Origin of the sequence: Anaerobacillus alkalilacustris, assembly GCF_001866005.1 — a bacterium.
GTDB lineage: Bacteria > Bacillota > Bacilli > Bacillales > Anaerobacillaceae > Anaerobacillus > Anaerobacillus alkalilacustris.
The window spans coordinates 13,105-37,919 of the sequence record NZ_MLQR01000049.1 but is presented as its reverse complement, the minus strand read 5'-3'; the positions used below and the strand labels follow the sequence as shown (position 1 = coordinate 37,919).

General features: G+C 35.6%; 27 protein-coding genes and 2 riboswitches. Of the genes, 25 read left to right on the top strand and 2 right to left on the bottom strand.

The genetic code is table 11. The features are described from left to right. Positions 1–16 precede the first annotated feature (16 nt). The 21 genes from BKP37_RS17460 (at position 17) to BKP37_RS17360 (ending at position 19,141) form a co-directional block, all read left to right on the top strand. Positions 17–838: a purine-nucleoside phosphorylase gene (locus BKP37_RS17460; RefSeq protein ID WP_071310910.1), complete on the top strand. Its 822-nt coding sequence runs from the start codon at positions 17–19 to the stop codon at positions 836–838. A 252-nt stretch (positions 839–1,090) separates the two neighbouring features. Next, a complete protein-coding gene (locus tag BKP37_RS17455) occupies positions 1,091–1,399 on the top strand; it encodes a hypothetical protein (protein WP_071310909.1) in 309 nt (102 codons plus the stop codon). Between the two features lie 110 nt (positions 1,400–1,509). Continuing rightward, the gene (locus BKP37_RS17450) at positions 1,510–2,811 is read left to right on the top strand and encodes a pyrimidine-nucleoside phosphorylase (protein ID WP_071310908.1); all 1,302 of its coding nucleotides are present in this window, start codon (positions 1,510–1,512) and stop codon (positions 2,809–2,811) included. Positions 2,812–3,314: 503 nt separating this feature from the next. Further along, positions 3,315–4,478 carry a D-alanyl-D-alanine carboxypeptidase family protein gene (locus BKP37_RS17445; protein WP_071310907.1) on the top strand — a complete coding sequence of 388 codons (1,164 nt, stop codon included), beginning with the start codon at positions 3,315–3,317 and terminating at the stop codon, positions 4,476–4,478. Between the two features lie 251 nt (positions 4,479–4,729). After that, positions 4,730–5,080, top strand: coding sequence for an anti-sigma F factor antagonist (gene spoIIAA, locus BKP37_RS17440; protein ID WP_071310906.1), 351 nt, complete (start codon positions 4,730–4,732; stop codon positions 5,078–5,080). Beyond that, positions 5,081–5,521: an anti-sigma F factor gene (gene spoIIAB, locus BKP37_RS17435; RefSeq protein WP_071310905.1), complete on the top strand. Its 441-nt coding sequence runs from the start codon at positions 5,081–5,083 to the stop codon at positions 5,519–5,521. 12 nt (positions 5,522–5,533) lie between these two features. Then, positions 5,534–6,292, top strand: coding sequence for an RNA polymerase sporulation sigma factor SigF (gene sigF, locus BKP37_RS17430; protein ID WP_071310904.1), 759 nt, complete (start codon positions 5,534–5,536; stop codon positions 6,290–6,292). Between the two features lie 115 nt (positions 6,293–6,407). Continuing rightward, on the top strand, positions 6,408–7,031 hold the full coding sequence (locus BKP37_RS17425; protein WP_071310903.1) for a stage V sporulation protein AA: 624 nt from the start codon (positions 6,408–6,410) through the stop codon (positions 7,029–7,031). Continuing rightward, positions 7,021–7,443 (top strand): stage V sporulation protein AB, encoded by a 423-nt coding sequence (locus BKP37_RS17420; protein WP_071310902.1) that lies wholly within the window; start codon positions 7,021–7,023, stop codon positions 7,441–7,443. Before BKP37_RS17425 ends, BKP37_RS17420 begins: the two co-directional genes overlap by 11 nt. A 115-nt stretch (positions 7,444–7,558) precedes the next feature. Further along, entirely contained in the window at positions 7,559–8,026 is a 468-nt protein-coding gene (gene spoVAC, locus BKP37_RS17415) for a stage V sporulation protein AC (protein WP_071310901.1), read from the top strand. A gap of 13 nt (positions 8,027–8,039) precedes the next feature. After that, the gene (gene spoVAD / locus BKP37_RS17410; protein ID WP_211271464.1) at positions 8,040–9,041 is read left to right on the top strand and encodes a stage V sporulation protein AD; all 1,002 of its coding nucleotides are present in this window, start codon (positions 8,040–8,042) and stop codon (positions 9,039–9,041) included. A gap of 55 nt (positions 9,042–9,096) precedes the next feature. Continuing rightward, a complete protein-coding gene (gene spoVAE / locus BKP37_RS17405) occupies positions 9,097–9,447 on the top strand; it encodes a stage V sporulation protein AE (RefSeq protein ID WP_071310899.1) in 351 nt (116 codons plus the stop codon). A gap of 4 nt (positions 9,448–9,451) precedes the next feature. Continuing rightward, positions 9,452–10,021: a stage V sporulation protein SpoVABEA gene (gene spoVAEA / locus BKP37_RS17400; protein WP_071310898.1), complete on the top strand. Its 570-nt coding sequence runs from the start codon at positions 9,452–9,454 to the stop codon at positions 10,019–10,021. 55 nt (positions 10,022–10,076) lie between these two features. Continuing rightward, entirely contained in the window at positions 10,077–11,513 is a 1,437-nt protein-coding gene (locus BKP37_RS17395; protein ID WP_425425005.1) for a spore germination protein, read from the top strand. A 484-nt stretch (positions 11,514–11,997) separates the two neighbouring features. After that, positions 11,998–12,173: riboswitch (Lysine riboswitch) on the top strand. 154 nt (positions 12,174–12,327) lie between these two features. Next, complete coding sequence (gene lysA / locus BKP37_RS17390) at positions 12,328–13,647, top strand: diaminopimelate decarboxylase (RefSeq protein ID WP_071310897.1); 1,320 nt, start codon at positions 12,328–12,330, stop codon at positions 13,645–13,647. Between the two features lie 227 nt (positions 13,648–13,874). After that, complete coding sequence (locus BKP37_RS17385; protein WP_071310896.1) at positions 13,875–14,309, top strand: peptidylprolyl isomerase; 435 nt, start codon at positions 13,875–13,877, stop codon at positions 14,307–14,309. A 235-nt stretch (positions 14,310–14,544) separates the two neighbouring features. Then, positions 14,545–14,690, top strand: a riboswitch (FMN riboswitch). Between the two features lie 136 nt (positions 14,691–14,826). Beyond that, positions 14,827–15,915 carry a bifunctional diaminohydroxyphosphoribosylaminopyrimidine deaminase/5-amino-6-(5-phosphoribosylamino)uracil reductase RibD gene (gene ribD, locus BKP37_RS17380; protein WP_071310895.1) on the top strand — a complete coding sequence of 363 codons (1,089 nt, stop codon included), beginning with the start codon at positions 14,827–14,829 and terminating at the stop codon, positions 15,913–15,915. Between the two features lie 2 nt (positions 15,916–15,917). Next, positions 15,918–16,571, top strand: a complete 654-nt coding sequence (gene ribE, locus BKP37_RS17375; RefSeq protein WP_071310894.1) for a riboflavin synthase — start codon at positions 15,918–15,920, stop codon at positions 16,569–16,571. Between the two features lie 40 nt (positions 16,572–16,611). Further along, entirely contained in the window at positions 16,612–17,805 is a 1,194-nt protein-coding gene (locus BKP37_RS17370; protein WP_071310893.1) for a bifunctional 3,4-dihydroxy-2-butanone-4-phosphate synthase/GTP cyclohydrolase II, read from the top strand. Between the two features lie 196 nt (positions 17,806–18,001). After that, positions 18,002–18,469, top strand: a complete 468-nt coding sequence (gene ribH, locus BKP37_RS17365; protein ID WP_071310892.1) for a 6,7-dimethyl-8-ribityllumazine synthase — start codon at positions 18,002–18,004, stop codon at positions 18,467–18,469. 312 nt (positions 18,470–18,781) lie between these two features. After that, on the top strand, positions 18,782–19,141 hold the full coding sequence (locus BKP37_RS17360) for a GNAT family N-acetyltransferase (RefSeq protein ID WP_071310891.1): 360 nt from the start codon (positions 18,782–18,784) through the stop codon (positions 19,139–19,141). A 1-nt stretch (position 19,142) separates the two neighbouring features. Here BKP37_RS17360 and BKP37_RS17355 read toward each other — a convergent pair whose 3' ends face one another. Further along, positions 19,143–19,652, bottom strand: a complete 510-nt coding sequence (locus BKP37_RS17355) for a DUF309 domain-containing protein (protein ID WP_084034857.1) — start codon at positions 19,650–19,652, stop codon at positions 19,143–19,145. 249 nt (positions 19,653–19,901) lie between these two features. Here BKP37_RS17355 and BKP37_RS17350 point away from each other — a divergent pair, with 249 nt between their 5' ends. The 4 genes from BKP37_RS17350 (at position 19,902) to BKP37_RS17335 (ending at position 23,160) form a co-directional block, all read left to right on the top strand. Beyond that, entirely contained in the window at positions 19,902–20,666 is a 765-nt protein-coding gene (locus BKP37_RS17350; protein WP_071310889.1) for a segregation/condensation protein A, read from the top strand. Further along, positions 20,659–21,252: an SMC-Scp complex subunit ScpB gene (scpB, locus tag BKP37_RS17345; protein ID WP_071310888.1), complete on the top strand. Its 594-nt coding sequence runs from the start codon at positions 20,659–20,661 to the stop codon at positions 21,250–21,252. The genes BKP37_RS17350 and scpB overlap by 8 nt, the downstream gene beginning before the upstream one ends. Before the next feature lie 203 nt (positions 21,253–21,455). Continuing rightward, a complete protein-coding gene (locus BKP37_RS17340) occupies positions 21,456–21,947 on the top strand; it encodes a DUF3907 family protein (protein ID WP_071310887.1) in 492 nt (163 codons plus the stop codon). A 313-nt stretch (positions 21,948–22,260) separates the two neighbouring features. After that, entirely contained in the window at positions 22,261–23,160 is a 900-nt protein-coding gene (locus BKP37_RS17335) for a superoxide dismutase (protein WP_071310886.1), read from the top strand. 73 nt (positions 23,161–23,233) lie between these two features. Here the strand turns inward: BKP37_RS17335 and BKP37_RS17330 are convergent, their stop codons facing one another. Then, positions 23,234–24,802: an alkaline phosphatase family protein gene (locus tag BKP37_RS17330; protein ID WP_071310885.1), complete on the bottom strand. Its 1,569-nt coding sequence runs from the start codon at positions 24,800–24,802 to the stop codon at positions 23,234–23,236. Positions 24,803–24,815 lie beyond the last annotated feature (13 nt).

Here is a 24,815-nt window from a genome sequence, read left to right as displayed (position 1 = left end):
GGGAGTTGTTAGAAATATGAATCACGTTTTAAATAAGGCTACTGAAACGGCAAGTTTTATTCGGAAAAAAATAACGATAACACCTTCAATAGGTTTGATACTTGGTTCTGGATTAGGTGAATTAGCTGATGAAATTGAAAATCGAGTAGAAATTCCTTATGAAGAAATACCTAACTTTCCAGTTTCTACAGTTGAAGGTCATAAAGGTCAGTTAGTAATCGGTGATTTAAATGGAAAAAGTGTCATAGCTATGCAAGGGCGATTTCACTTTTATGAAGGTTACTCTATGCAAGAAGTTACATTTCCGGTTCGGGTTATGAAACTATTAGGGGTTTCCTCTATGATTATTACTAATGCTTGTGGTGGAATGAATGCAGACTTTTCACCTGGTGATTTAATGATTATTTCTGATCATATTAATATGACAGGTACAAACCCATTAATTGGACCAAATGAAACAGAGTTTGGTCCGCGCTTTCCAGACATGAGTGCCGCTTATACAAAAGAATATATTCCTGTTGTTGAAGAAATTGCAATTAGCTTAAACCTCAAACTTCAAAAAGGAGTTTACGCAGGTATTTCCGGACCTACCTATATGACAGCTGCAGAGTTAATTATGCTCCGTAAGCTAGGTGGAGATGTTGTAGGAATGTCGACAGTTCCAGAGGTGATCGTTGCTAGTCATATGGGGATGAAAGTACTTGGGATTAGTTGTATTACCGATATGGCAATAGGTGAAGAACTAGAGGGTGTAACTCATGAACAAGTTATGGAAATCGCTAATCGTACAAAACCAAAATTTATTCAGTTAGTCAGAGAAGTATTGCCAAAACTTTAAAAGGTTAAAAGTAAGAAATGGCTAGTGTGTGTTAATTGTTAATTTAAAGCGTAAACGCCTTCGTTAAGACGGAAGGTGCAGTGTCGACAGTTCCCTAACCTTAATAATTACATTTTTCTTGCAAGGTAAGAAAGTTTAAAATTCCTTGTTTGGAAACTGTCTAGCGGAAGCGCCTACGAGCTCGGTCACTTCAGTCAAGCTACTGACTTCAATAACTACATGAATAACGTCTCTGAATAGCTTCATGCAGCTTTGCTCCTGCGGGTTACTCGTCGCACGGAAACAATTGCTCCTGCGGTTACTCGTCGCACGGAAACAATTGCTCCTGCGGTTACTCGTCGCACGGAAACAATTGCTCCTGCGGTTACTCGTCGCACGGAAACAATTGCTCCTGCGGTTACTCGTCGCACGGAAACAATTGCTCCTGCGGTTACTCGTCGCACGGAAACAATTGCTCCTGCGGTTACTCGTCGCACGGAAACAATTGCTCCTGCGGTTACTCGTCGCACGGAAACAATTGCTCCTGCGGTTACTCGTCGCACCGAAAACAATTGCTCTTGAGCAAACGGAGTGGCACAGGAGCAGCTGCTCGTGACCAAGGCGCTTGCGCTTTTCTTGCCTTGCTAAATATAATTCTTAATTCAATATTTAAGAAAACGTGGGTGGAATAAATGAGAATGGTTGATTTGATTGAGAAAAAAAGGGATGGTTTAGAACTAACGAAAGAGGAAATAGGTTTTGTTATAAAAGGATATACGGAAGGTTCAATCCCAGATTATCAGATGAGTGCTTTTGCAATGGCCGTTTATTTTAAAAACATGACTGATGAAGAACGGGCAGCACTTACACTTGCAATGGTTGAGTCTGGTGATCAAATTAACTTAAGTGGTATTAAGGGAATAAAGGTAGATAAACATAGTACTGGTGGCGTTGGAGATACGACGACTCTAGTACTTGCACCTTTAGTGGCTAGTGTAGGTGTTCCAGTTGCAAAAATGAGTGGAAGGGGGCTAGGCCATACTGGTGGAACGATTGATAAGCTTGAATCAGTGAGAGGCTTTTCTGTAGAAATGAGTAGTAATAAATTTATTGAGTTAGTAAATAATAATAAAGTTGCTGTAGTCGGTCAAAGTGGTAATCTGACACCTGCTGATAAAAAATTATATGCCCTTAGAGATGTAACTGCGACTGTTAACTCAATTCCGTTAATTGCGAGCTCTATCATGAGTAAAAAAATTGCTTCTGGCGCAGATGCAATCGTTTTAGATGTAAAAACGGGGGCAGGTGCTTTTATGAAAGAATTACGTCAAGCGGAGGAACTTGCAAAGGCTATGGTGGATATAGGAAATAATTTAGGGAGGAATACAATTGCAATTATTTCAGATATGAGTCAACCGCTTGGATTTGCCATAGGTAATGCTTTGGAAGTAAAAGAAGCTATCGAAACCTTAAAAGGGAACGGACCTCAAGATTTATTGGAGCTTTGTATCGCTCTTGGTAGTCATATGGTTGTGCTTGCTGGTCAGTCGAACACACTTGATGAAGCGAAACAATTATTAGAAAATGCAATTAAATCAGGGAAGGCATTGGAAACGTTTAAAACATTTTTAAGTGCTCAAGGAGGCGATTCCTCTGTTGTTGATGATGTTAGTAAGCTACCAACCGCCAAATATAAAATTGATGTTTTGGCAAAGCAATCAGGTTATATTTCAAATATAATAGCAGATAAAATAGGTGTAGCTGCAATGATTTTAGGTGCCGGTCGTGCTACTAAAGATTCAAACATAGATTTAGCGGTTGGAATTGAGCTTCGAAAAAAAATAGGAGATTACGTTGAAGAAGGAGAAGCATTAGTAACCCTTCATTCTAATAAAGAAAACATAGGCGATTGCATAAATAGAGTTTATGAGTCGTATACAACTTCAACTGAAAAAATAAATAACCCTACCCTTATCTATAAAGAAATTAGGTAGTTTTAGTCTTACAAGAAAAGCGCAAGCGCCTTGGTCACGAGCAGCTGCTCCTGTGCCACTCCGTTTGCTCGTCGCAAAGCAGCTTCGAAGTAATCCAAGTAGTAGCTTCACTGGGGCGGCCTTTGACAGAAGCCGGCTCTTTGGCTTCTTACGTTTACGTGCTTCTGCGTCTTCTAGTATAGCTTCGTAGCAAGCTTCCTCGAAGCAGTGTTTTGTGCGACGAGTAACCGCAGGAGCAAAGCTGCATGAAGCTAATCTACGAACGATCTCAAGCAGTAATTGAAGTCCGTTGCTTGACTGAAGTGACCGAGCTCGTAGGCTGCTTGCGTTAGACAGTTTCCAAGTTAGAAATTTATAAATTCTGATACTGTAAAAAAGATGTCAAAGCAAATGCTTTTTGACATCTTCTTTTTATTTTCCTATAAACTTTATTTTACCAAAACCTGTATAAAAAAGTTGTAAGTGGAAAAAATGCTATAGAAAAGAATGGAGGGATAGTGATTATGAGGGGATTTTTTATCCGTTTTCTAGCTATAACAATATTATTATCAACATTTCAGGTATCTGCACTTGCTGAAGAAGGAAACATTAACTTAGCAAAACAATCATCATCAGCTATTTTAATGGAGCGGGATACCGGAACAATCCTATTCGAAAAAAATAGTAATGAAAAACTTGCACCTGCTAGTATGACGAAGATTATGACTATGCTTTTAATCATGGAAGCACTAGATCAAGGTAAGATTACGCTTGATGAAAAAGTTCGAACTAGTGAGCGCGCTGCGTCAATGGGGGGATCTCAAATCTTCCTAGAAGTTGGCGAAGAAATGACAGTCGAAGAAATGTTGAAAGGGATTGCCATTGCTTCTGGAAATGATGCTTCAGTTGCTATGGCGGAGCATTTAGCAGGTTCTGAAGAGAATTTTATTTCAATGATGAATGATAAAGCTAAAGAGCTAGGATTAACAAATACAAATTTTATGAATTCTAATGGACTCCCTGCTGAAAATCATTATACTACTGCCTATGATTTAGCGGTGATTTCTAAAGAACTTTTAAAGTATGAAAATGTATTGACTTACACAAGTCTTTATGAAGACTATTTAAGACAAGATACTGATAAAAAATTCTGGCTAGTTAATACGAATAAATTGGTTAAATTTTATCCAGGAGTAGATGGTTTAAAAACAGGTTATACCCGTGAAGCAAAGTACTGCCTAACTGTTACAGCTAAGAAAAATGATATGCGTGTAATAGCTGTTATTATGGGAGCACAGACACCAAAAGAAAGAAATCGGCAAATCACAGAAATGTTAGATTATGCTTTCAGTCAATATATGACTCATAAATTATATGATCGTGGTCATAAGATAACAGAATCAAAAGTAAGTAAAGGGCAAGAGCCTTTTGTAGAGGTAGTAACTTCTGAGAGTGTTTCTGTGTTAACCAAAAAAGGTGAAAATATCGATGATGTCGAGGAAAAAATTGATTTAGATAATGATTTAAAAGCCCCTATAAAAAAAGGTGATCAGGTCGGATTACTTCGTCTTGAAAAGGGGGGAACTGTTTTAGTTGAAGTACCACTAATTGCAAATAATGATGTTGGTGTAGCTTCTTGGTGGCAGTTATTTAAACGTACAACAACGAAATTTGGTGGCCGTTCTTAAGTAAGCAATAGAGGATGACTTATATTTTTGGATGTTAAATGGTACCTATAAAATGAATGCCTAAGTCTAATTATATTAAAGTTATCCCCTTAAATTATTTCTATTCTTGCCGAATGAACACTAGTTTTGTCATGAAGAAGGATTGAAGATGATCTATATCGAAACACTCTCTAACACAACATTACTTTCTAAACTGTTTGAGAAATGTTGTTGTTTTTGTAAATGTCTATATAGATAGGGAGTGAAGTAAATTGAGTTTGACCATTAACATGGAGGAAAAAGATTCAATACTATGTGTTAGGCTTGATGGTGAACTTGATCATCATACGAGTGAAATGTTACGCAAAGAAGTTGACGAATTATTACAAAAGGGAACATATAAGCATTTAATTTTAAACTTAGAGAATTTATCGTTTATGGATAGTTCAGGTCTAGGAGTTATTTTAGGTCGTTATAAGCAGATAACAAATATTGGTGGAGAAATGGTAGTATGTTCAATAACGCCACCGATTCGACGTCTTCTAGAAATGTCAGGTCTATTTAAGATTATTAGATTAGCCGATAATGAACAATTTGCCCTAGAAACATTGGGGGTGGCCTAAATGAGGAATTTTATGGAAATTCAATTCTCTGCACAAAGTCAAAATGAATCTTTCGCTCGGGTTACTGTAGGTGCTTTTGTTGCCCAGCTTGATCCTACAATGGATGAATTAACAGAAATAAAAACAGTAGTATCAGAAGCGGTTACAAATTCTATCATTCACGGTTATGATAATAACCCTGAGGGAGTCGTAACTATATCAGTCACATTAGAAAATGATGTTGTACAAATTGTGATTAAAGACGACGGTATTGGTATAGACAACATCGAAGAAGCTAGACAACCATTGTATACAACCAAACCAGAGTTAGAAAGATCTGGCATGGGCTTTACGATTATGGAAAACTTTATGGATGAGATTAAAGTTGTTTCAGATCCTCTATTGGGAACAACTGTTCATTTAACGAAGATATTGTCCAAAAGTAAAGCATTATGCAATTAAGGGGTTCTGCTTATGGATGTGGAGGTTAAAAACGTTAAAAAGGACGCATATTTGACTGATTCAGAAGTTAAGGAGTTAATTGCGAAAAGTCAGAATGGAGACCAGGATGCTCGTGATATTATTGTTAACCGTAATACAAGATTAGTTTGGTCTGTTGTACAACGTTTTTTGAATAGGGGTTATGAACCAGAAGATTTATATCAAATTGGCTGTATTGGCTTAATTAAATCAGTGGATAAATTTGATTTATCTTACGATGTTAAATTTTCTACTTATGCGGTTCCGATGATTATTGGAGAAATCCAAAGGTTTTTAAGGGACGATGGTACGGTTAAAGTAAGTCGATCATTAAAAGAAACCGCTAATAAAATTAGAAAGATGAAAGATGAGCTTTCAAAGACGTTAGGAAGAGTCCCTACAGTTGCTGAAATTGCTGAAAAGCTTGAAATCACTCCTGAAGAAGTTGTGTTTGCTCAAGAAGCTAGTCGTAGTCTTTCCTCAATTCACGAAACTGTATACGAAAATGATGGCGATCCTATAACGCTACTTGACCAAATTGCAGATCAGTCAGAAAATAAATGGTTCGATAAAATTGCTTTAAAAGAGGCGGTTCGTCATTTGAATGAACGAGAGAGATTAATTGTATACCTCCGTTATTATAAGGATCAAACACAATCAGAGGTAGCTAATCGACTTGGAATTTCACAGGTCCAAGTATCTAGGCTAGAAAAGAAAATATTGCAGCAAATAAAAGACCAGATGGTAGAATAACCGTTTGGTCTTTTTTTGCGTATGTTCTCGCATGATTACGTCCAATTCCATCCATACTAATACAAATAAAAGTGAACGATCCAATTTCTTACTCATTTTTAGGGGGGGATATAAATTGAGAGATGAGATTGTTTACATACGATTGAGGCATCGTTATCAAGCTACAAGGTCTCAAATTATTAAAATAGGTGATATTGCGCAAATTGTTTGTAGTAAAGATCTTAGGGGATCTATAGGGGAAATTACTATCCATCAAGTAAAACCAGAAGATAAAAAGCTTATCGTAATCGATATTATGAAAGTGATCAGAGCAATTAATATAAAATTTCCTTTAGTTGAAGTACAGGCATTCGGCGATGCAGAGGCTATTGTAGAAGTATATTTAGAAAAAAAATCATTTAAACCGATTTTTTTTATTGGTGTTTGGCTTTTGCTTTTTACTGGGGCGGGACTCGCAATTATGAATTTCCATGAAGATGTAAATATGTTGGAAGTACATCAAAAACTTTATGAAATTATTACAGGCCAAGAAAACCCAAGACCATTAATATTACAAATTCCATATTCTATTGGACTTGGTTTTGGAATGATCTTGTTCTTCAATCATTTATTTAAGAAAAGAATAAATGAAGAGCCAAGTCCTTTAGAAGTTGAAATGTTTAATTATCAACAAGCGCTTGACCACTATATTTCTATTCATGAAAACAGTGAGAGTGAAAAAAAGAATAATGATACTTAATTATTTCATTGTTGTCATTATCGGTCTAAGTGGAGGTTTGGCGGTCGGAAGTGGTCTTGTTGCTTTCTTGACGGTCTTAGGAATAGTACCACGTCTTACTCAATTAACGAAAACAAAAAATTATATAAAGTTTTATGAGTGGGGGGTGGTAACAGGGGCGGTTACTGGTTCTTGGTTTAGCTTAAGGGAACCGCATTTTCAATTCCCTAGTTTTTTACTAATCATTATCGGTGGTTTTGCGGGTGCCTTTGTTGGAATGTTAGCAGCAGCATTAACTGAAGTGTTGAATGTTTTTCCGATTCTTGCAAAGCGTGTTGGAGTTGAAGGTAAGATTATTTATTTGCTAGTAGCAATTGTCTTTGGAAAAGTAATTGGCTCCTTATTTCATTGGATGTATTTTTTAGACAGGTAAGTGAATGTCATAATTGCCTTAAGTGAGAGTCATTAAACTATTCTAGTTGAACACACCAATTCAAATAGAAGTATCTTAGTCGGTATGAAACTGATTAAGTTAAGAAGGGATAAAAATGGACCAAATTCAACTTGAAAAAAATAAAAAAAAATACAAAAAAAAGATTGAACCTTACTGCCCAAAAACACATTACTTTAAGAATTGTATTAAAGCATTTTTAGTTGGTGGAGTTATTTGCACAATCGGGCAAGGGATTGCCAATTTTTATATTTATCATTTTGATTTAACTGAAAAAACAGTAGCGAGTGCAATGATTGGTACTCTAATTTTTATTGCGGCCATTCTCACTGGTTTTGGTGTTTATGATCGAATAGGGCAATTTTCTGGAGCGGGTTCGATTGCTACAGTTTCAGGTTTTTCTAATGCAATAACTAGTAGCGCATTAGAGCATAAAAGTGAAGGCATAGTATTAGGTATTGCTGGTAATATGTTTAAAATTGCTGGAGCAGTCATTGTCTTTGGAGTGGTCTCTGCTTATATCGTTAGTATGATTCGTCTTCTTGTACAAACGTTAATTTCTTAAAGGTGGTTTGAATATGAGTAATCAGACACTTCAATTTAAAAATGATATTTTTGTGCAAAGTACTGGAACTGTGGTTGGTCCTAAAGAGGCTGAAGGACCACTAAAAACTACTTTCGATAAGTTTTATGATGAACTATATTGTGGTGAAGATACGTGGGAATTGGCCGAGAGAAAGTTAATGTCAGAAGCAATAGATATTTGCTTAGAAAAAGCGAACAAAAAAAGTGAGGAAATGGATTTTTTTCTTGGTGGTGATTTATTAAACCAAAACATTACCGCTAGTTATGTTGCTAGAGAAAAGGAAATTCCTTATTTTGGATTGTTTAATGCTTGCTCTACATCTATGGAGGCCGTTATCTTAGCGGCAGTTTTAATTGATGGTGCATTTGCTAATCATGTTATGACAGCTGTTAGTAGTCATTTTTCTACTGCTGAACGACAATTTCGCTTTCCTACTGAGTTCGGTGGACAAAAACCATCAACTGCGATGTGGACAGTGACTGGTTCGGGAGCTGCATATGTCAGTAAGAAAAAATCCAATATAAGGATAGAGACGGCAACAGTCGGTAAAGTCATTGATTTAGGAGTTACAAGTCCCTTTAATATGGGAGCTGCTATGGCCCCAGCTGCAGCTAACACGATTAAAACTCATCTAGATGATTTGAATCGGGACCCTGAATACTACGATTTAATCGTAACTGGAGATTTGTCTAGAGTTGGTTCTCCTATTTTGAAAAGCTTACTCTTAGAAAATAACCTCGATATTTCTAAGATCCATCAAGATTGTGGTATTCAAATTTTTAGTGGAGATCAAAGTGTATTCTCAGGTGGAAGTGGTTGTGCTTGTTCAGCAGTTGTAACGTATAGTCATATTTTTAATCAAATGAAAAGGGGTACATTAAAAAAAGTATTGGTAGTTGCAACAGGTGCACTATTTAATACTTTAATGATACAGCAAAAGGAATCAATTCCATGTATTGCACATGGTGTATCTTTTGAATATGTAGAAAGTTAGGGTTTAATGCCAGATTTTTGGTTAGCATAAACTATAGACTAAAGGAGTGGACGAGGTGGAATACATAGCAGCTTTTACTGTTGGTGGTTTCATTTGTGTGATAGGTCAGTTAATGTTAGATTTTTTTAAACTTTCCCCCGCTCATGTCATGAGTTCTTTAGTCGTACTCGGAGCTCTATTGGATGGGTTTCATTTATATGATCGGCTAATTGATTTTGCAGGTGCAGGAGCAATCGTTCCTATCACAAGTTTCGGTCATTCACTTGTCCATGGAGCTATGTTAGAAGCGCAAAAATCAGGTTTTTTGGGGATAGGTATGGGTATTTTTGAAGTAACATCAGCAGGAATTTCTTCAGCAATATTATTTGGTTTTATTGTGGCGATATTTTTTAAACCGAAAGGATGAAACCATGGAAAAGAAAAAAAGGGTTATCCTAATTACTGATGGAGATGAAGCGGCGAGAAAAGCAGTTGAACTCGTAGCAAAAGAAATTGGTGGAAGGTGTATAAGTCAATCGTGGGGAAATCCAAGTACGTTATCTGGTAAAAATTTAGTTAAACTAATAAAAAAAGCTCCATACGACCCTGTACTTGTTATGTTTGATGATTGTGGTTTTACCGACGAAGGACCAGGAGAAGAAGCGATGCGTTACGTAGCAGAACATGAGGATATTGAAGTTATTGGAGCCATCGCCGTTGCTGCTAAAACCCATGCAAGTGAATGGACAAAAGTTGATGTGAGCATTGATAAAAATGGTCGACTAACTGAATATGGTGTAGATAAATACGGTCTCCCTGACATTGAATTAGGAAGGATAAATGGAGATACTGTATACAATTTAGATGAAATAGGAGTCCCATTTATTGTGGGGGTTGGGGATATAGGAAAAATGTCTGGTAATGATGAGGTGAAAAAGGGGGCTCCAATAACAAAAAAAGCAGTAGAACTTATTTTAGAAAGGAGCGAGTGTAGTGACTAATGAAATTATAGAAAAAAATAACTCGTCAAAACAAAAACAGCTTGTATCTAGAAAAATCATTGAAAATGAAAATTACCTTAAAGAAAAGTTAGGTATTGGGACAACTTTTGATGTAGGAGTAAGGAAACTTTCTATTTTAAACAAAGAGTTACAAATTTATTTTGTAAATGGGCTATGTGATATACAATATATTATAGAATTGTTAAAAGAACTTATGTTTTTAGACGCAACAGAGAAACAAAATTTGCGTGTAAGAGAACAAATAGAAAATAGGTTAACTCATGTACAAGTTGAACGGGTAAATAATTTAGATGAAGCCACTGATCAGATGTTATCTGGGCTTATATTTATCTTAATTGAAGGTGAGACAGAAGCGCTTGTTATTGATGTCCGCAGTTACCCAGGGAGAGGGCCAGAGGAGCCAGATACTGAAAGAGTTGTTCGTGGCGCAAGAGATGGTTACACTGAAAATATTATATTAAATACTGCACTAACTAGAAGGCGAATTAGAGATGAACGGCTAAGACATGAAATTCTCCAAGTAGGTGTACGGTCAAAAACGGATGTTTGCATCGGGTACATTGATGGAATAGCAGATTCAAATATAGTGGAAAAGGTCAAAAAAGAGTTAGAGAACATTAACATTGATGGAATAACGATGGCAGATAAGGTTGTTGAAGAATTTATTGTTAAACAAGGTCTCAACCCGTTTCCACTTGTTCGCTACTCGGAACGGCCAGATGTTACTGCAACACATTTACTGGAAGGTCATGTGGTTATCTATGTGGATACCTCACCTAGTGTGATCATTTTGCCAACAACTTTTTTCCATCATGTTCAGCATGCTGAGGAATTTAGGCAAGCTCCGCTAGTTGGTACATTTTTACGGTGGGTTCGTTTTTCGGGAATGTTATTTGCATTGTTAATTTTGCCATTATGGTTATTGCTGGTTATGCAACCCGATCTCTTACCAGAGGTATTAGATTTTATAGGACCTGATGAAACGACTAATGTTCCCGTTTTTGCTCAAATTTTTATAGCGGAAGTTGGGATTGAACTGTTGCGGATGGCGGCTATCCATACTCCATCTCCATTAGCAACGGCTTTAGGTTTAGTTGCAGCATTGTTAATCGGTGAAATAGCAATACAGGTTGGGTTATTTATTCCAGAGGTAATTCTTTATGTTGCTTTAGGTGCTATTGGAACGTTCGCAACACCGAGTTATGAATTAGGAATTGCGTTGAAAATTGCTAGATTGGTACTATTACTTATAGTCTTTATTTTTAAAGCTCCAGGCTTAATTATCGGCTGTACATTATTGTTATTATTCATTGCAAATATGAAACCTTTAGACACGCCTTATTTATGGCCGTTTCTCCCGTTTTATCCAAAAGCATTTCTTGATATTGTTTTACGACTGTCAGTACCAATAAAAAAGAAGCGACCAACAATCGTTAATCCGCAAAACCCAAATAAGCAACCAGTTAATTAACCTATTGCGAATATAATAAATCTATGATAAATTTTACGTAATTGTTTTTTATCAGAAAAGCGTAAGCACCTTGGTTACGAACGATAGGCACTGGAAGGCCTTTGACAGAAGCTGTTTTGGGGCTTCCGGAAAAGGACAGAAGTGACTGAGTTCGTAGGTGCTGTAGCTAGCCAAAGAAAAGCGTAAGCACCTTGGTTACGAACGATAGGCACTGGAAGGCCTTTGACAGAAGCTGTTTTGGGGCTTCTTACGTGCTTCTGCGTCTTCTAGTATTGCTTCGTAGTAAGCTTCCTCGAAGCAAAGCTGCATGAAGCTATTCAGAGACGATATTCATGTAGTTATTGAAGTCAGTAGCTTGACAGAAGTGACTGAGTTCGTAGGTGCTGTAGCTAGCCAAAGAAAAGCGTAAGCACCTTGGTTACGAACGATAGGTGTTAGAGCTGGACGTCTTCTGAAAATTTAATAATCGATTCCTCATTTGTTTCAATGAGGTAGAGGCGCAGAAAGAATGAGTACGCTGTGGAGCTAAGGGAGCTTTGAAGCAGTCGGAAAGGTCAATTTGCCGAAGCAAAGAATTGTGCCCTTATAATTCTTTGCTGGGTCGTTATTGAATAAATAACGGACTGTCACTGCTTCTAGCGGTGGAGGACTACTTACTACTTGAGGTTACGAATAGCTTATTTCTGGCGGCTTATGTAACTTACATTAGCCGTCTTTTTATTTACGTAATACAAATGAATAATGAATTTATTATTGAATGTTGAATCGAGGTAAATAAATCAACATTCACATTTTATGGAGAGGGGTACCGTGAATGTACAGACATGGAACAAGTAGAATTAATGACCAAGGTCATTTAGAAATAGGTGGTGTTGATGTCCTAGATTTAAAAAAACAATTCGGCACACCATTATACGTTTATGACATAGCATTAATAACAGAAAGGGCAAACGAGTTTGTTCAAGCTTTTAAAAAACGCAATATAAAGGCTCAAGTAGCTTACGCTAGTAAAGCATTTAGCTGTGTTGCAATGGTTCAACTCGCAAAGGAGTTAGATTTAAGTTTAGATGTTGTTTCAGGCGGAGAACTTCATACCGCTTTAGTAGCAGGTTTCCCTGTGGAAAGAATACACTTTCATGGAAATAACAAAAGTTATTCAGAAATAGATATGGCTGTGAAAGCTGAGATTGGTTGCTTTGTAGTAGATAATTTCTATGAGATTCAATTATTGAAGGAAATTACTCAAAAACATAATAAAAAAGTATCGGTTCTTTTAAGGATAACACCAGGAGTTGAAGCGCATACCCACGACTATATTTCTACTGGGCAAGAGGATTCTAAGTTTGGTTTTGACCTATTAAGTGGGCAAGCACTAGAAGCGGTACAGCAAGTGGAAGATCATGAGTTTCTTCAATTATTAGGTGTTCATTGTCATATCGGTTCGCAAATATTTGAAACAACAGGCTTTGTTATGGCTGTTGAGAAAGTATTTTCATATTTAGCTGAATGGAAGGAACAGCTAAATTATACACCACAAGTTGTAAACCTAGGAGGTGGCTTCGGAATACGTTATACAAAAGAGGATACGCCGCTCCCGGTATCGCAATATGTTGATGCGACAATCAATGCTGTAATTGAACAATCAGAAAAATTAGGGATAGAAATTCCTGAAATTTGGATTGAACCAGGTCGTTCTCTTGTAGGCGATGCAGGAACAACGCTCTATACTATAGGAGCCAAAAAAGAAATTCCAGAGGTGCGTCATTATCTGTCAGTGGATGGTGGGATGACCGATAACCTTCGTCCTGCCCTTTATCAAGCAAAATATGAGGCAATACTTGCTAATCGAGCAAATGAAGTAAGCCAAGAAACTTATTCAATTGCAGGGAAATGCTGTGAAAGTGGTGATATGTTAATATGGGACATTTCATTACCTTTTGGAAAGCCGGGAGATACTTTAGCAGTATTTTGTACAGGTGCATATGGTTATTCAATGTCTAATAATTACAATCGAATCCCAAGACCAGCGATAGTATTTGTTGAAAACGGAAAAGCGACGTTAGTCGTTAAACGGGAAACATACGAAGATCTAATTCAATATGATCTCACTATAAAAGGAAATAATATAATCTAAGGTAAAAAAACTTAACGAAAGTAACGAAGAAAAACGCGAAGAACTAAAATAGTTCTTTGCGTTTTTTATATACATCTTTTTACATCACGAGCAATAATAAGTTAATTTTTATTTAGGACAAAAAGGTATAACTAAGAATTTATTTTCAAATAATTTGTCATTTATTTAGGTAATATAGTAAAATGATTTGAGTACGACATAGTTTTTAATTTGAGGAGGATACATACGTGAAAAAAGGTAGTATTTCTTTTGAAAATGGTGAGAAAATTGTACTTGAGTTCTTCCAAGAAGATGCTCCTGTTACAGTAAAGAATTTTGAAAAATTAGCCAATGAAGGGTTTTACAATGGCTTAACTTTCCACCGAGTAATTCCAGGATTTGTAGCTCAAGGAGGGTGCCCGATTGGAAACGGAACTGGAGGACCTGGCTACACAATTAATTGTGAAACAGAAGGTAATCCGCATAAGCACTTAAGAGGGTATCTTTCTATGGCTCATGCTGGTCGTAATACGGGCGGTAGTCAATTCTTTATCCTTTTTGAACAACAGCCTCACTTAGATGGAGTTCATACAGTTTTTGGTCGTGTAATTGAAGGGTTGGACGTAGTTGACCGCATCCGTCAAGGCGATATTATGAGCGAAGTAAAAGTTTGGGAAGAGTAAATTTCTATGAAAGGACTTAAATGAGTAATATTGTTTAAGTCCTTTTTGTATATTTATCCCACTCTTAAGAGGCAGTAGGACCTCGACTGTTCAAGTTCAGTTTATAGAAATAAATGTTTAGGTTAATTAATAAAAATTTTATTATTAATGAAATATTCATAATTAAAAGTTGACGTAACTTGTCACAAAGAGATAGAATAGGGTTAAGAAAGCCAAATTTAATAATACCAATTAATTGGTCCTTCGGGGTAGGGTGAAATTCCCAACCGGCGGTGATGAAGTTCATACTTCTAAGCCCGTGACCCGTTTTACAAATCGTAAAACGGTGGATTTGGTGAAAATCCAAAGCCGACAGTAAAGTCTGGATGGGAGAAGGAATTAGGTTCAAATAATAGGTGTAGTCTGTATTTATCTGATAATATATGCTACCTCCTGTTTATTTAATTATGTATCTTTTTACCCCTAAGGACTCGTTTCTTAGGGGTATTATTTTATCATTTATAAGGGATGAAACGAAATGAATGATGTATCGTATATGCATTTAGCTCTCCAACTGGCGGAGAGAACAAAAGGACAAACTTCACCTAATCCAATGGTAGGATCTGTTGTTGTGAAGAACGGTGAAATTGTAGGTATGGGGGCACATTTAAAGGCAGGTACTGAACATGCTGAAGTTCATGCGATTAAGATGGCAGGCGAAAAAGCAAAAGAGGCAACGATATACGTAACTCTTGAGCCGTGTAGTCATCATGGGAAAACCCCCCCATGTACAGATTTAATTATTAAAAACGGGATAAAAAGAGTAGTTATAGCTACCCTTGATCCTAATCCGTTAGTTGCAGGAAGTGGAATTGAAAAACTAAGGGAAGCTAACATTGAAGTGGAAGTTGGGGTATTAGAGCAAGAGGCACGTGAATTAAATAAAGTGTTTTTTCATTTTATTTCTAATTGCACTCCATTTGTTACGTTAAAAACTGCGACTAGTTTGGATGGAAAGATAGCCACCTCAACTGGTCAAAGTAAATGGATTACCGGAGATGCAGCACGTACAGATGTGCATCAACTACGCCACGAACATGATGCGATTTTAGTCGGGATAGGTACAGTTTTGGCAGATAATCCAACATTAACTACTAGAATTGAAACAGGCGGTAAAAATCCAATTCGGATAATTTTGGACCGGACTTTACGTACTCCATTAGATTCTAACATTGTTATAAATAAAGAGGCTGAGACTTGGGTTGTTACTTCTGTTCAGGCTCCAAAAACAAAACAAGATGAGCTTGAAAAATTAGGAGTAAAAGTGGTAAAGGTAGCTCACGATAAAATTAAGATAAAAGATCTCCTACAAATCTTAGGGAAAAAAGGTATAACTTCATTGTTTGTTGAAGGAGGCAGTGCAGTTAATGACAGTTTTTTACGAGCGCACGCCATTAATGAACTTATTACTTATATTGCTCCGAAACTTATTGGTGGTAAAGAAGCACCGACATCTTTTTCTGGTATAGGCTTTTCTAAAATAGAAAATGCACTCCCTCTTACAATTAAAGAGGTAAAGCAAATAGGTGATGATATTAAAATTGTGTCTGTACCGAAAGGAGGTTAACAATGTTTACAGGAATTATAGAAGAGGTTGGTACGATTGAACAGATTAAACAGTCTGGCGAAGCGATTGTGATGACTATACAATCAAAAAAATTGCTCACTGATGTTAATCTCGGAGATAGTATTGCTGTCAACGGTGTTTGTTTAACAGTTACATCATTTGATAGTCAAAGGTTTACTGTTGATTTGATGCCAGAAACAGTTAGGAATACAAGCCTTAGACAGCTTAAGAGAGGTTCGAAGGTAAATCTTGAACGAGCAATGGCAGCCGGTGGGCGTTTTGGAGGGCACTTTGTTTCCGGTCATGTTGATGGAATAGGTGAAATAGTTAAAAAGCAAAGGCAAGATAATGCGGTTTATTATGAAATAAAAGTTTCTGAGGAGATTAGGAAATATATTATATTAAAAGGTTCTGTAGCAATTGATGGAACAAGCTTAACAGTTTTTAAAGTGACTGAAGACACATTTATGATTTCCATCATCCCTCATACTCTTTTAGAAACCATTATTGGTATAAAAGAACCAGGTGACATCGTAAATATCGAATGTGATATGGTCGGAAAATATATTGAACAATTTATTCAGCAAAGATTTACTAATCAAAAGAGTAACACAACACTTACAGCAAGCTTTTTAGAAGATCATGGATTTAAATAAAAAAAATTGAGGGGAATATAAAACGAGGAGGGAATTTGTTATGTTTGATCCGATTGAAGAAGCGATTTATGAATTAATGCAAGGAAGAGTCGTAATTGTTTGTGATGATGAAGATCGTGAAAATGAAGGAGATTTTGTTTCGTTAGCTGAAAAAACTACTCCCGAAGTTATTAATTTTATGATTACTCATGGAAGAGGGTTAGTTTGTACTCCTATCACTGAAAAGAGGGCTAGACAATTAGAACTATTACCAATGGTAGATAGAAATACTGATCCACATGGTACTGCGTTTACGGTTAGTGTTGATTATAAAACGACAACGACAGGTATCTCAGCACATGAGCGTTCTGATACTATTCTTGCCTTAATTAACGAGGATATAAAAGGGAGCGACTTCAAAAAGCCGGGGCATATTTTCCCACTTGTAGCTAAGGACGGCGGAGTACTTAGGCGTGCTGGGCATACAGAAGCTGCTATTGATTTAGCGAGACTATCAGGAGCTAAACCAGCTGGAGTAATATGTGAAATTATTAATGAAGATGGTACAATGGCAAGGGTCCCTGATTTAAGAAAAATTGCTGACGAGCATGATTTAAAAATGATTACTATTAAAGATCTAATTCAGTATCGAAATCGGAAAGATAAGTTAGTAAATCGAGAAGTGGAAATTAGCTTACCAACTGAGTATGGTACATTTAAAGCAATTGGATATTCAAACGTAATAGATGGGCAAGAAAACATTGCTTTAGTGAAAGGGGATATATCACCAGATGAAGCTGTTTTAGTTCGAGTTCATTCAGAATGTTTAACTGGTGATGTCTTTGCATCATTTCGTTGTGATTGTGGTCCGCAGCTTCATGCGGCTCTTGAGCAAATTGAAAAAGAAGGTAAAGGTATTCTTTTATATATGCGCCAAGAAGGCAGAGGAATTGGTCTTTTAAATAAAATGAAGGCGTATAAACTACAAGAAGAAGGATTTGATACTGTAGAAGCTAATGAAAAGTTAGGTTTTGCGCCTGATTTACGAGACTATGGCATTGGTGCCCAAATTTTACGAGACCTTGGTGTTCGTAAAATGAAACTCCTTACGAATAATCCTAGAAAAATTAAGGGACTGAAGGGGTATGAATTAGAGGTGGTTGATCGTGTTGCACTTCAATTGCCACACAACATTGATAATGAAAAATATTTACGAACAAAAAAAGAAAAGCTTGGACATTTGCTTCACTTTTAAGATTAAATATTAAATTATTGTAATTTTATTTTGTAATCAGAATTTATAAATTTCTAACTTAGAAATTGTCTAGCTTCAGCGCCTACGAGCTCGGTCACTTCAGTCCTTTTCGGAAGCCAAAGAGCAGCTGCTCGTGACCAAGGCGCTTGCGCTTTTCTTGTGTAGATGAAATTTAAGAAACTTGGAGGAGAGAAAGATGGCAAATATTTTTGAAGGCAATTTAGTTGGTACTGGTTTAAAGTTTGGAATTGTAGTTGGTCGTTTCAACGAATTTATTACAAGTAAGCTTTTAGGTGGAGCCGAAGACGCTCTTAAACGTCATGGAGTTAATGAGGCTGACGTAGATATCGCTTGGGTACCGGGGGCATATGAAATTCCGTTAATTGCAAAGAAAATGGCAAATTCTAAGAAGTATGATGCAGTGATTACTTTAGGAACTGTAATAAGAGGTTCAACTCCACATTTTGATTATGTATGTAGTGAAGTTTCAAAAGGTGTAGCATCAATTACGCTTCAAACAGAAATCCCTGTTATCTTTGGTGTTCTTACAACGGATACAATTGAACAAGCAATTGAAAGAGCTGGAACCAAAGCAGGTAATAAAGGATGGGAAGCAGCAGCTGCAGCAATAGAAATGGCAAATCTTAATCGTTCATTCAAATAATAATTAACTTTATAATTGAATTTAAGGATAGATAAGTAAAACTTTTTTATACTAGTTGAGCTTGTTTATCCTTTTATTGTAAAAAAGAGTTTACAATAGTATGCACAACCTATAAAATTATTTCGTAGTATAGTTTATAAAAGTGGATTAATTACCATAAAAAATTATACTTAAATCTTATTATTGCAACCAGTAGGAAGAAGTATTCTTAGCCATTTAAAAGTTAATGAATAGTTTAGACGAAGATTATTTGAATTTTTAGTTTTTTATTAATTAAGTTTTGATCTACGTCTAGGGGGTGTAAGATGTACGATGCTTATTAAATTTAAAAGTAGCTATGAAAAAATTGCTATGGGTCTTCTAGCATACATGCCAGATGAAAAAAATGTAAAAAAGCTGCAACAAACAATCAAGAAATATGAGGATGATGATCGGTGGCAGCTTTATTTATGGAAAGAAGCAGAAGATATTGTTGGTCTTGTAGGAGTTTCATTATTAGAGAATGAAACATACCAGCTAAATCATATTTCCGTAAATCCCTCATTTAGAGAAGAAGGTATTGGGAAAAAAATGATTACCTGTTTAAAAAAAATTTATAAAGGAAATGTTGTTCCTAGTGTTCAAACAACTCTTTTTTTTGTGAAATGTGAAAATGAAAAAGGAAGAGAATAAATTATTGTTTTCTCCTGCGGTTTAATTGTTTTTTCCGTTCTTCGATAATAAGAGATCGGTCTCTTAACTTATGCTTATGAATAATTTTATCCGTGAGTATAATTTCTTCTTTCCCCCAAAGAATCCCTTTTTCTTTGGATTTTTTTATGCATTCTTCCATTAATGATTTGTTTATGGGGAGTGCTATGGGAGTATAGGGAAGATTGTTTTTTATAGCCACTTTTTGGTTATTAATTAATTTAAAAAAAGTTTCAGGATCTATTCCTAGGGTATTAAGTTGATTTTTTTCATGTTCAAAAATTTTAATTGATTTTTCAATTTGTTTTTTCGCTCCCGTAAAGTTACCTCTTCTATAATGGTACATACTTACAGCGAGCTGTATAAAACCCACCCAGACTTTATTATTTTTTTCGTTTTCTTTCCAATACTCTTCTAATACTTCATGACATTCAAAATAATCACGTTGACAATGAAAGTAAATTAAATACTCAAGATATGGTTGTGGATACAATTTTATATCACCACTTTCATTAAGGTTGGTCTCAATTAAGTTTAACATAGATAATTATTATTAATGTAGTAAAAACATTGTCAGTAATATGAGTAACTTCTTATTCGGAAAATGTGATATAATCATAAATTGGTGACCTAATTGAGAGGTATTATTATGCATGGACAAGTATAGTTTTTCCATCATGAAAGCTGACAAGTTTTAGAGCTTTTCTTAATTAACGAATAAAAGTTTGGAAATGGTGAATTAATGAATCAATATAATGTTAAGTTAGATGCTTTTGAAGGACCTTTAGATTTACTTTTACATTTGATTAATAAAGCAGAAGTAGATATTTATGATATACCAGTGGCGAAAATCACAGACCAATATATGAATTACCTTCATACAATGCAAAGATTGGAGCTCGATGTTGCAAGTGAGTATTTGGTTATGGCTGCAACCTTACTAGCAATCAAAAGCAAAATGCTATTACCTAAGCATGAGGATGAATTGTTCAATCAAGAATATGAGCTTGTTGAAGAAGAGGACCCTCGTGAAGAGCTAATCAATAGGCTAATTGAGTATAGACGTTATAAGGAAGTAGCTGAAACATTAAAAGACCGTGAAAAAGAACGAGGCTTGCTATTTAGTAAATCCCCGAGTGATCTTACTCCTTTTATTGAGGAAGCAAAACTGGAGCCGCAAACAATAAATGCGACTTTATACGACATGCTTGATGCGTTTAGTCAACTTTTGAAAAGAAAAGAGTTGAAATTACCAAAGCAAACGAAAATAAACAGAGAAGATTTTCCTCTAGAAAAGAGGATGGAAGAGATCATTGATGAACTTAATGTTAGAAATGGGAAGATAACTTTTTTTCAATTGTTTGATTTCGATGATCGAGGGAGAATGATTGTTACATTTCTAGCAGTGTTAGAATTAATGAAGGCTAAAAAAATAATTTGTCAGCAAGAATCTAATTTTCATGATATCGATATTTTACGCTGGGAGGAAAGTCGGTTAGATGAATAGCACGGAAATTAAAGCAATAATTGAAGGACTTCTATTCATTTCTGGTGAAGAAGGTATTGATGAAACACAGATAGTGGATGTTTTACAAGTTAACCCTAATTCGGTTAATAAATTAATAAATGAATTAATAAATGAGTATAATAGTCAAGCTAGAGGTATGCAGATTGTAAAGTTAGCTGGTGTTTACCAATTTACAACGAAACAAGAGCACGCACAATATTTTAAAAGACTAATTAATGCCCCTAGTTCGGCTACACTTTCTCAGGCGGCTCTAGAGTCGTTAGCAATAATTGCTTATAGACAACCTATTATGAGAGCGGAAATAGAAGAAATTAGAGGTGTTAAGTCTGAACGCCCTTTGCAAACATTAGTAGCAAAACATTTAATTAAAGAAGTTGGCAGAGTAGAGGGAACTGGGAGAGCGATATTATATGGGACAACAAAAGAGTTTTTAGATCATTTTGGTTTGAAATCTTTAAATGAACTACCACCACTTCCACAAAAAGATTTAGATGCCTCTATTGAAGAAGCGGATCTGTTTTTTGAAAGGTTCCAACAGGAATTAATATCAAATGATGAAAACTAAGGTCACATACAAAAAAGGTTCACAGCTTGTCACTTTTTTATCGTATAATATAGTTATAAGAAAATAAAATATATGTGTGTATTAGTATTTAGTCTTTATTGGTTTTGTAATAAAAGTATATATCATGTACGATGCGCTTAAAGACTTGGTATTGCTAAGTCTTTCCAATATTTTCTTTATAAATTAAACGTAGGGGGATTATTATGGGTAATAGCCTAGTTAGAGGACAAATTACGTTAGCGTATGAAACGCTTAACAAAATTAGTAACACAGTAAGCGATTTTTTAAATGAAACGACTATTTCAACTTTAAAAGCTGAAAAAGAAGAAGAAAAAGAAGGATACTACGCTGACTTGCTTGTATCGCTTAGAAGAATAAATGTTTTTTGTGATGAAGGTAAGAATTCATGTGAAGTCATTTTAAACGGAAACACATTTAGAAAAGCTGCTGCTGAAAAGACATTATTTTGGATTTATCATAATTGTATTGAAGAGTTTTTTAACCCTAGAATTGAAAATTGGTACGAGGATAGTCGAGCGGCATATACTGGAAAAAATGCAATCAAATTTGCTTGTCAAGTCCCTGATTCTTTAAAGACTATGGTGGCAACTATTGAAGGCCCGTTCCAAAACATTCGTGAAGAGCTTGAATATTACGAAACAGATTATCAAACGAAAGTAACACAAACAAAATAAAAGGAAAAAAGAGGATGACTTAGTAAACAGTCATCCTCTTTTTTGAAATTATTATTTCGTGTGTACATTTTTTTGAATAAGCACAGAAAATAGTCTAATGCATATAGTAATTCCGTACATTAGTGAAAGTTAAAAACAATTAAATTAGTTGAATAGGTGAGTGAATTTCATAATTACCTAAATGGAGCTACTCTGATACTAAATGTTGTTGGAAACGATCTTCATCCAACAACATTTAGTATCAGAGTAGCGAAAATAAACAACTATGAAATTCATTAAGGTAAAGAATTAATTTAATACCAGGAGGGGAAATATGGAACAAAGACCATTGACTCAATTTGAAGATTTATTAGACTGGTGTAAAGAGTTCCGGTTTGCTTTAACTAACAATGAAACAAGAGGAAATGAACACCTAATCAATCGCGTAATTAGCCTTGAAAACGACTTAGTTAACTTAAATACTAGCTATCTATCCAATGAAGAATCAGTCCACTTATACGAAAAGGCAAATGAATTATATCGTGAATTTAACCCTAATGATTTGTATATTGAAGAAAATCCAGTGATTGAAAAAAGGAAAGAGCTAAACGCTAAACGAGTACCGATCGGCGAGCATAAACTTCCACCATTACCTTATGCTTATAATGCACTCGAACCATTTATTAATGAAGAAATTATGAGATTACATCATTCTGAACATCATAAAAGCTATGTAGATGGTTTAAACAAAGCAGAAAAAGAAATGGAGAAAGCGAGGCGTAAAAATAATTTTGATTTAATCAGGCATTGGGAAAGAGAAGCAGCATTTAATGGGGCGGGTCATTACTTGCATACAATCTTTTGGATGGTAATGAGCCCAAAAGGGGGTGGGACTGCTAGAGGTACCTTTGCTGAACAAATTAATTTAGATTTCGGAAGCTTCGAGCAGTTTAAAGAACACTTTTCTGAAGCTGCTAAAAACGTTGAAGCGGTTGGTTGGGCAATTTTGGTATGGTCACCAAGAGCAAATCGTTTAGAAATTTTACAAGCAGAAAAACATCAAAATTTAACTCAGTGGGATGTTATCCCAATTTTACCATTAGATGTTTGGGAACATGCGTATTATTTACAATATAAAAATAACCGTGATCTTTATGTTGATAATTGGTGGAACTTAGTAAACTGGGACCATGTTGCTGAACGGTTTATGAAAGCAAAGCAACTACATTGGTAATTTATTTTATAATTGAAGGTGGATATAATACCATATCCACCTGATAATAAAACTAAAGACCTTGTCATTTTTCTTACTCAAATAATTCTAAAATATAATCTTTTAAATCAACCATTCTTAAGTATTTAGGCTTTTTTTCAGTCCCTGCTATAATTAAAGCAGCAAGTGTATCATTGGCATGGATCCCCCCGTGCTCCCCACCACCTTCATGGACGGGCGCTCCTTCTGAAACAAATTGATAACTTGGTTCTGCTGTAAGTACTAGTACAGGACTATCTTGACTTCTTAATGCGGTATCTAACTGATTTAATACATCTGGATAATTTACATAATTAAGTTGTTTATTATTAATTTTTATTGAAACAATTCGTTCATCGCCTTCAATTTCCCATCTTTGGTTATAACGATCTTTGTAAGTATCTCCACGTTTGAAACGGAATGATGTGTTATAGTCAGGTGAAGTAACATATATCCATTCGTCATTAATCCAACTAGCAAGTGCTATTCGATCATCAATCATAGCTAAATTGGCTAGTTCAGGGAAAGCAGTAGGATTGTTGGGTGCATATACATATGACATTCGGTGATTGTTAGCAAACGCTAAGTCATAATTACTAACCATTTCTCCTAAAGGAGCGATCGAAAAGCCTTCATAAATCTCTTCTAAATCTATTGTCAATTCTACAGCGTTTTCTAGCAGCTTATCTTGACCATGATCACCTAAAATGATAAATATATTTTCTTCGAGTGCTTTTTCCCAGCTGTCGTAACTGTTTAATATTTCTTGAAAAAAGCTTTCAGCTTTCTCAAATCCACTCAAGTAATGTATGCTGTGTTTATGCGCTTCACGATCAAAATCTGGCAGATACACCGTTAAAAAATCTGGTTGTTCCCCCGACTTGATTAAAGATTTTACAGCCTCTACCGAATACTCATCGTTCAAACCAAATTTACGGAAAACAGAATCAGGAAGTTGTTTACCTTCCAGTGCATTTGGTTTAATTAATTGACCAAACGCTAGTAGATCAGGCCCTTTCGTATGCATTGCTTCTGGAAGTCCAATCACTTCCTGAAAGAAAGGTGGTATTGAAAGTGCGTGAGACTTAGGACCTCGATAAACAATAAAGTTAACAGAACCAGTTGTGAATCCTTTTTCATTTAAGTCTTCGAATATAGTGCTTACGTTTTTACTTAAGTGAGTATTATTTAAATGGTATAGAGAATCTTCAAAGGATTGCTTTGGACTTAGCTTTAGCACTTTTTCTATAGAAGCTCCATAATCAATATAGCGATCCTCCTCACTACTATACCAGTTTAATCCAGGGACCCTATGTTCATTTGCCATTTTTCCTGTTAATAAAGTACTTTCAATAACAACAGACATAGATGGGAAAGGTGTAACTAGTTCTTTATAATATTGTCCTTTGTCTATTAAAAATTGTAACGAAGGAATCGTTCCTTTTTCTTTTGTTCGGTCTATAACGGAACCAGTCATTGAATCGATCATGACTAATATTACTTTTTTTCTAGGATCTTTATCATTTTTCTCAAGCCCTTTAACAGAAGCGTCATTTTCAGGTGCCTGCTGACAAGCTGTGAGAAGCAGTGCCATAATTATAAAAAAAGAAATAAGCTTTCTCATACTAAAAACTCCT

Excerpts from the sequence above, each read along its gene's own strand:
- spoVAC (WP_071310901.1), top strand. The coding sequence starts at position 7,559 with ATGGACCAAATTCAACTTGAAAAAAATAAAAAAAAATACAAAAAAAAG.
- lysA (WP_071310897.1), top strand. The coding sequence starts at position 12,328 with ATGTACAGACATGGAACAAGTAGAATTAATGACCAAGGTCATTTAGAA.
- spoIIAB (WP_071310905.1), top strand. The coding sequence starts at position 5,081 with ATGAGGAATTTTATGGAAATTCAATTCTCTGCACAAAGTCAAAATGAA.
- BKP37_RS17340 (WP_071310887.1), top strand. The coding sequence starts at position 21,456 with ATGGGTAATAGCCTAGTTAGAGGACAAATTACGTTAGCGTATGAAACG.
- sigF (WP_071310904.1), top strand. The coding sequence starts at position 5,534 with ATGGATGTGGAGGTTAAAAACGTTAAAAAGGACGCATATTTGACTGAT.
- scpB (WP_071310888.1), top strand. The coding sequence starts at position 20,659 with ATGAATAGCACGGAAATTAAAGCAATAATTGAAGGACTTCTATTCATT.
- BKP37_RS17360 (WP_071310891.1), top strand. The coding sequence starts at position 18,782 with ATGCTTATTAAATTTAAAAGTAGCTATGAAAAAATTGCTATGGGTCTT.
- BKP37_RS17460 (WP_071310910.1), top strand. The coding sequence starts at position 17 with ATGAATCACGTTTTAAATAAGGCTACTGAAACGGCAAGTTTTATTCGG.
- BKP37_RS17445 (WP_071310907.1), top strand. The coding sequence starts at position 3,315 with ATGAGGGGATTTTTTATCCGTTTTCTAGCTATAACAATATTATTATCA.
- BKP37_RS17335 (WP_071310886.1), top strand. The coding sequence starts at position 22,261 with ATGGAACAAAGACCATTGACTCAATTTGAAGATTTATTAGACTGGTGT.
- spoVAEA (WP_071310898.1), top strand. The coding sequence starts at position 9,452 with ATGGAAAAGAAAAAAAGGGTTATCCTAATTACTGATGGAGATGAAGCG.
- spoVAD (WP_211271464.1), top strand. The coding sequence starts at position 8,040 with ATGAGTAATCAGACACTTCAATTTAAAAATGATATTTTTGTGCAAAGT.
- BKP37_RS17420 (WP_071310902.1), top strand. The coding sequence starts at position 7,021 with ATGATACTTAATTATTTCATTGTTGTCATTATCGGTCTAAGTGGAGGT.
- ribE (WP_071310894.1), top strand. The coding sequence starts at position 15,918 with ATGTTTACAGGAATTATAGAAGAGGTTGGTACGATTGAACAGATTAAA.
- ribD (WP_071310895.1), top strand. The coding sequence starts at position 14,827 with ATGAATGATGTATCGTATATGCATTTAGCTCTCCAACTGGCGGAGAGA.
- BKP37_RS17370 (WP_071310893.1), top strand. The coding sequence starts at position 16,612 with ATGTTTGATCCGATTGAAGAAGCGATTTATGAATTAATGCAAGGAAGA.
- BKP37_RS17450 (WP_071310908.1), top strand. The coding sequence starts at position 1,510 with ATGAGAATGGTTGATTTGATTGAGAAAAAAAGGGATGGTTTAGAACTA.
- BKP37_RS17350 (WP_071310889.1), top strand. The coding sequence starts at position 19,902 with ATGAATCAATATAATGTTAAGTTAGATGCTTTTGAAGGACCTTTAGAT.
- BKP37_RS17330 (WP_071310885.1), bottom strand. The coding sequence starts at position 24,802 with ATGAGAAAGCTTATTTCTTTTTTTATAATTATGGCACTGCTTCTCACA.
- ribH (WP_071310892.1), top strand. The coding sequence starts at position 18,002 with ATGGCAAATATTTTTGAAGGCAATTTAGTTGGTACTGGTTTAAAGTTT.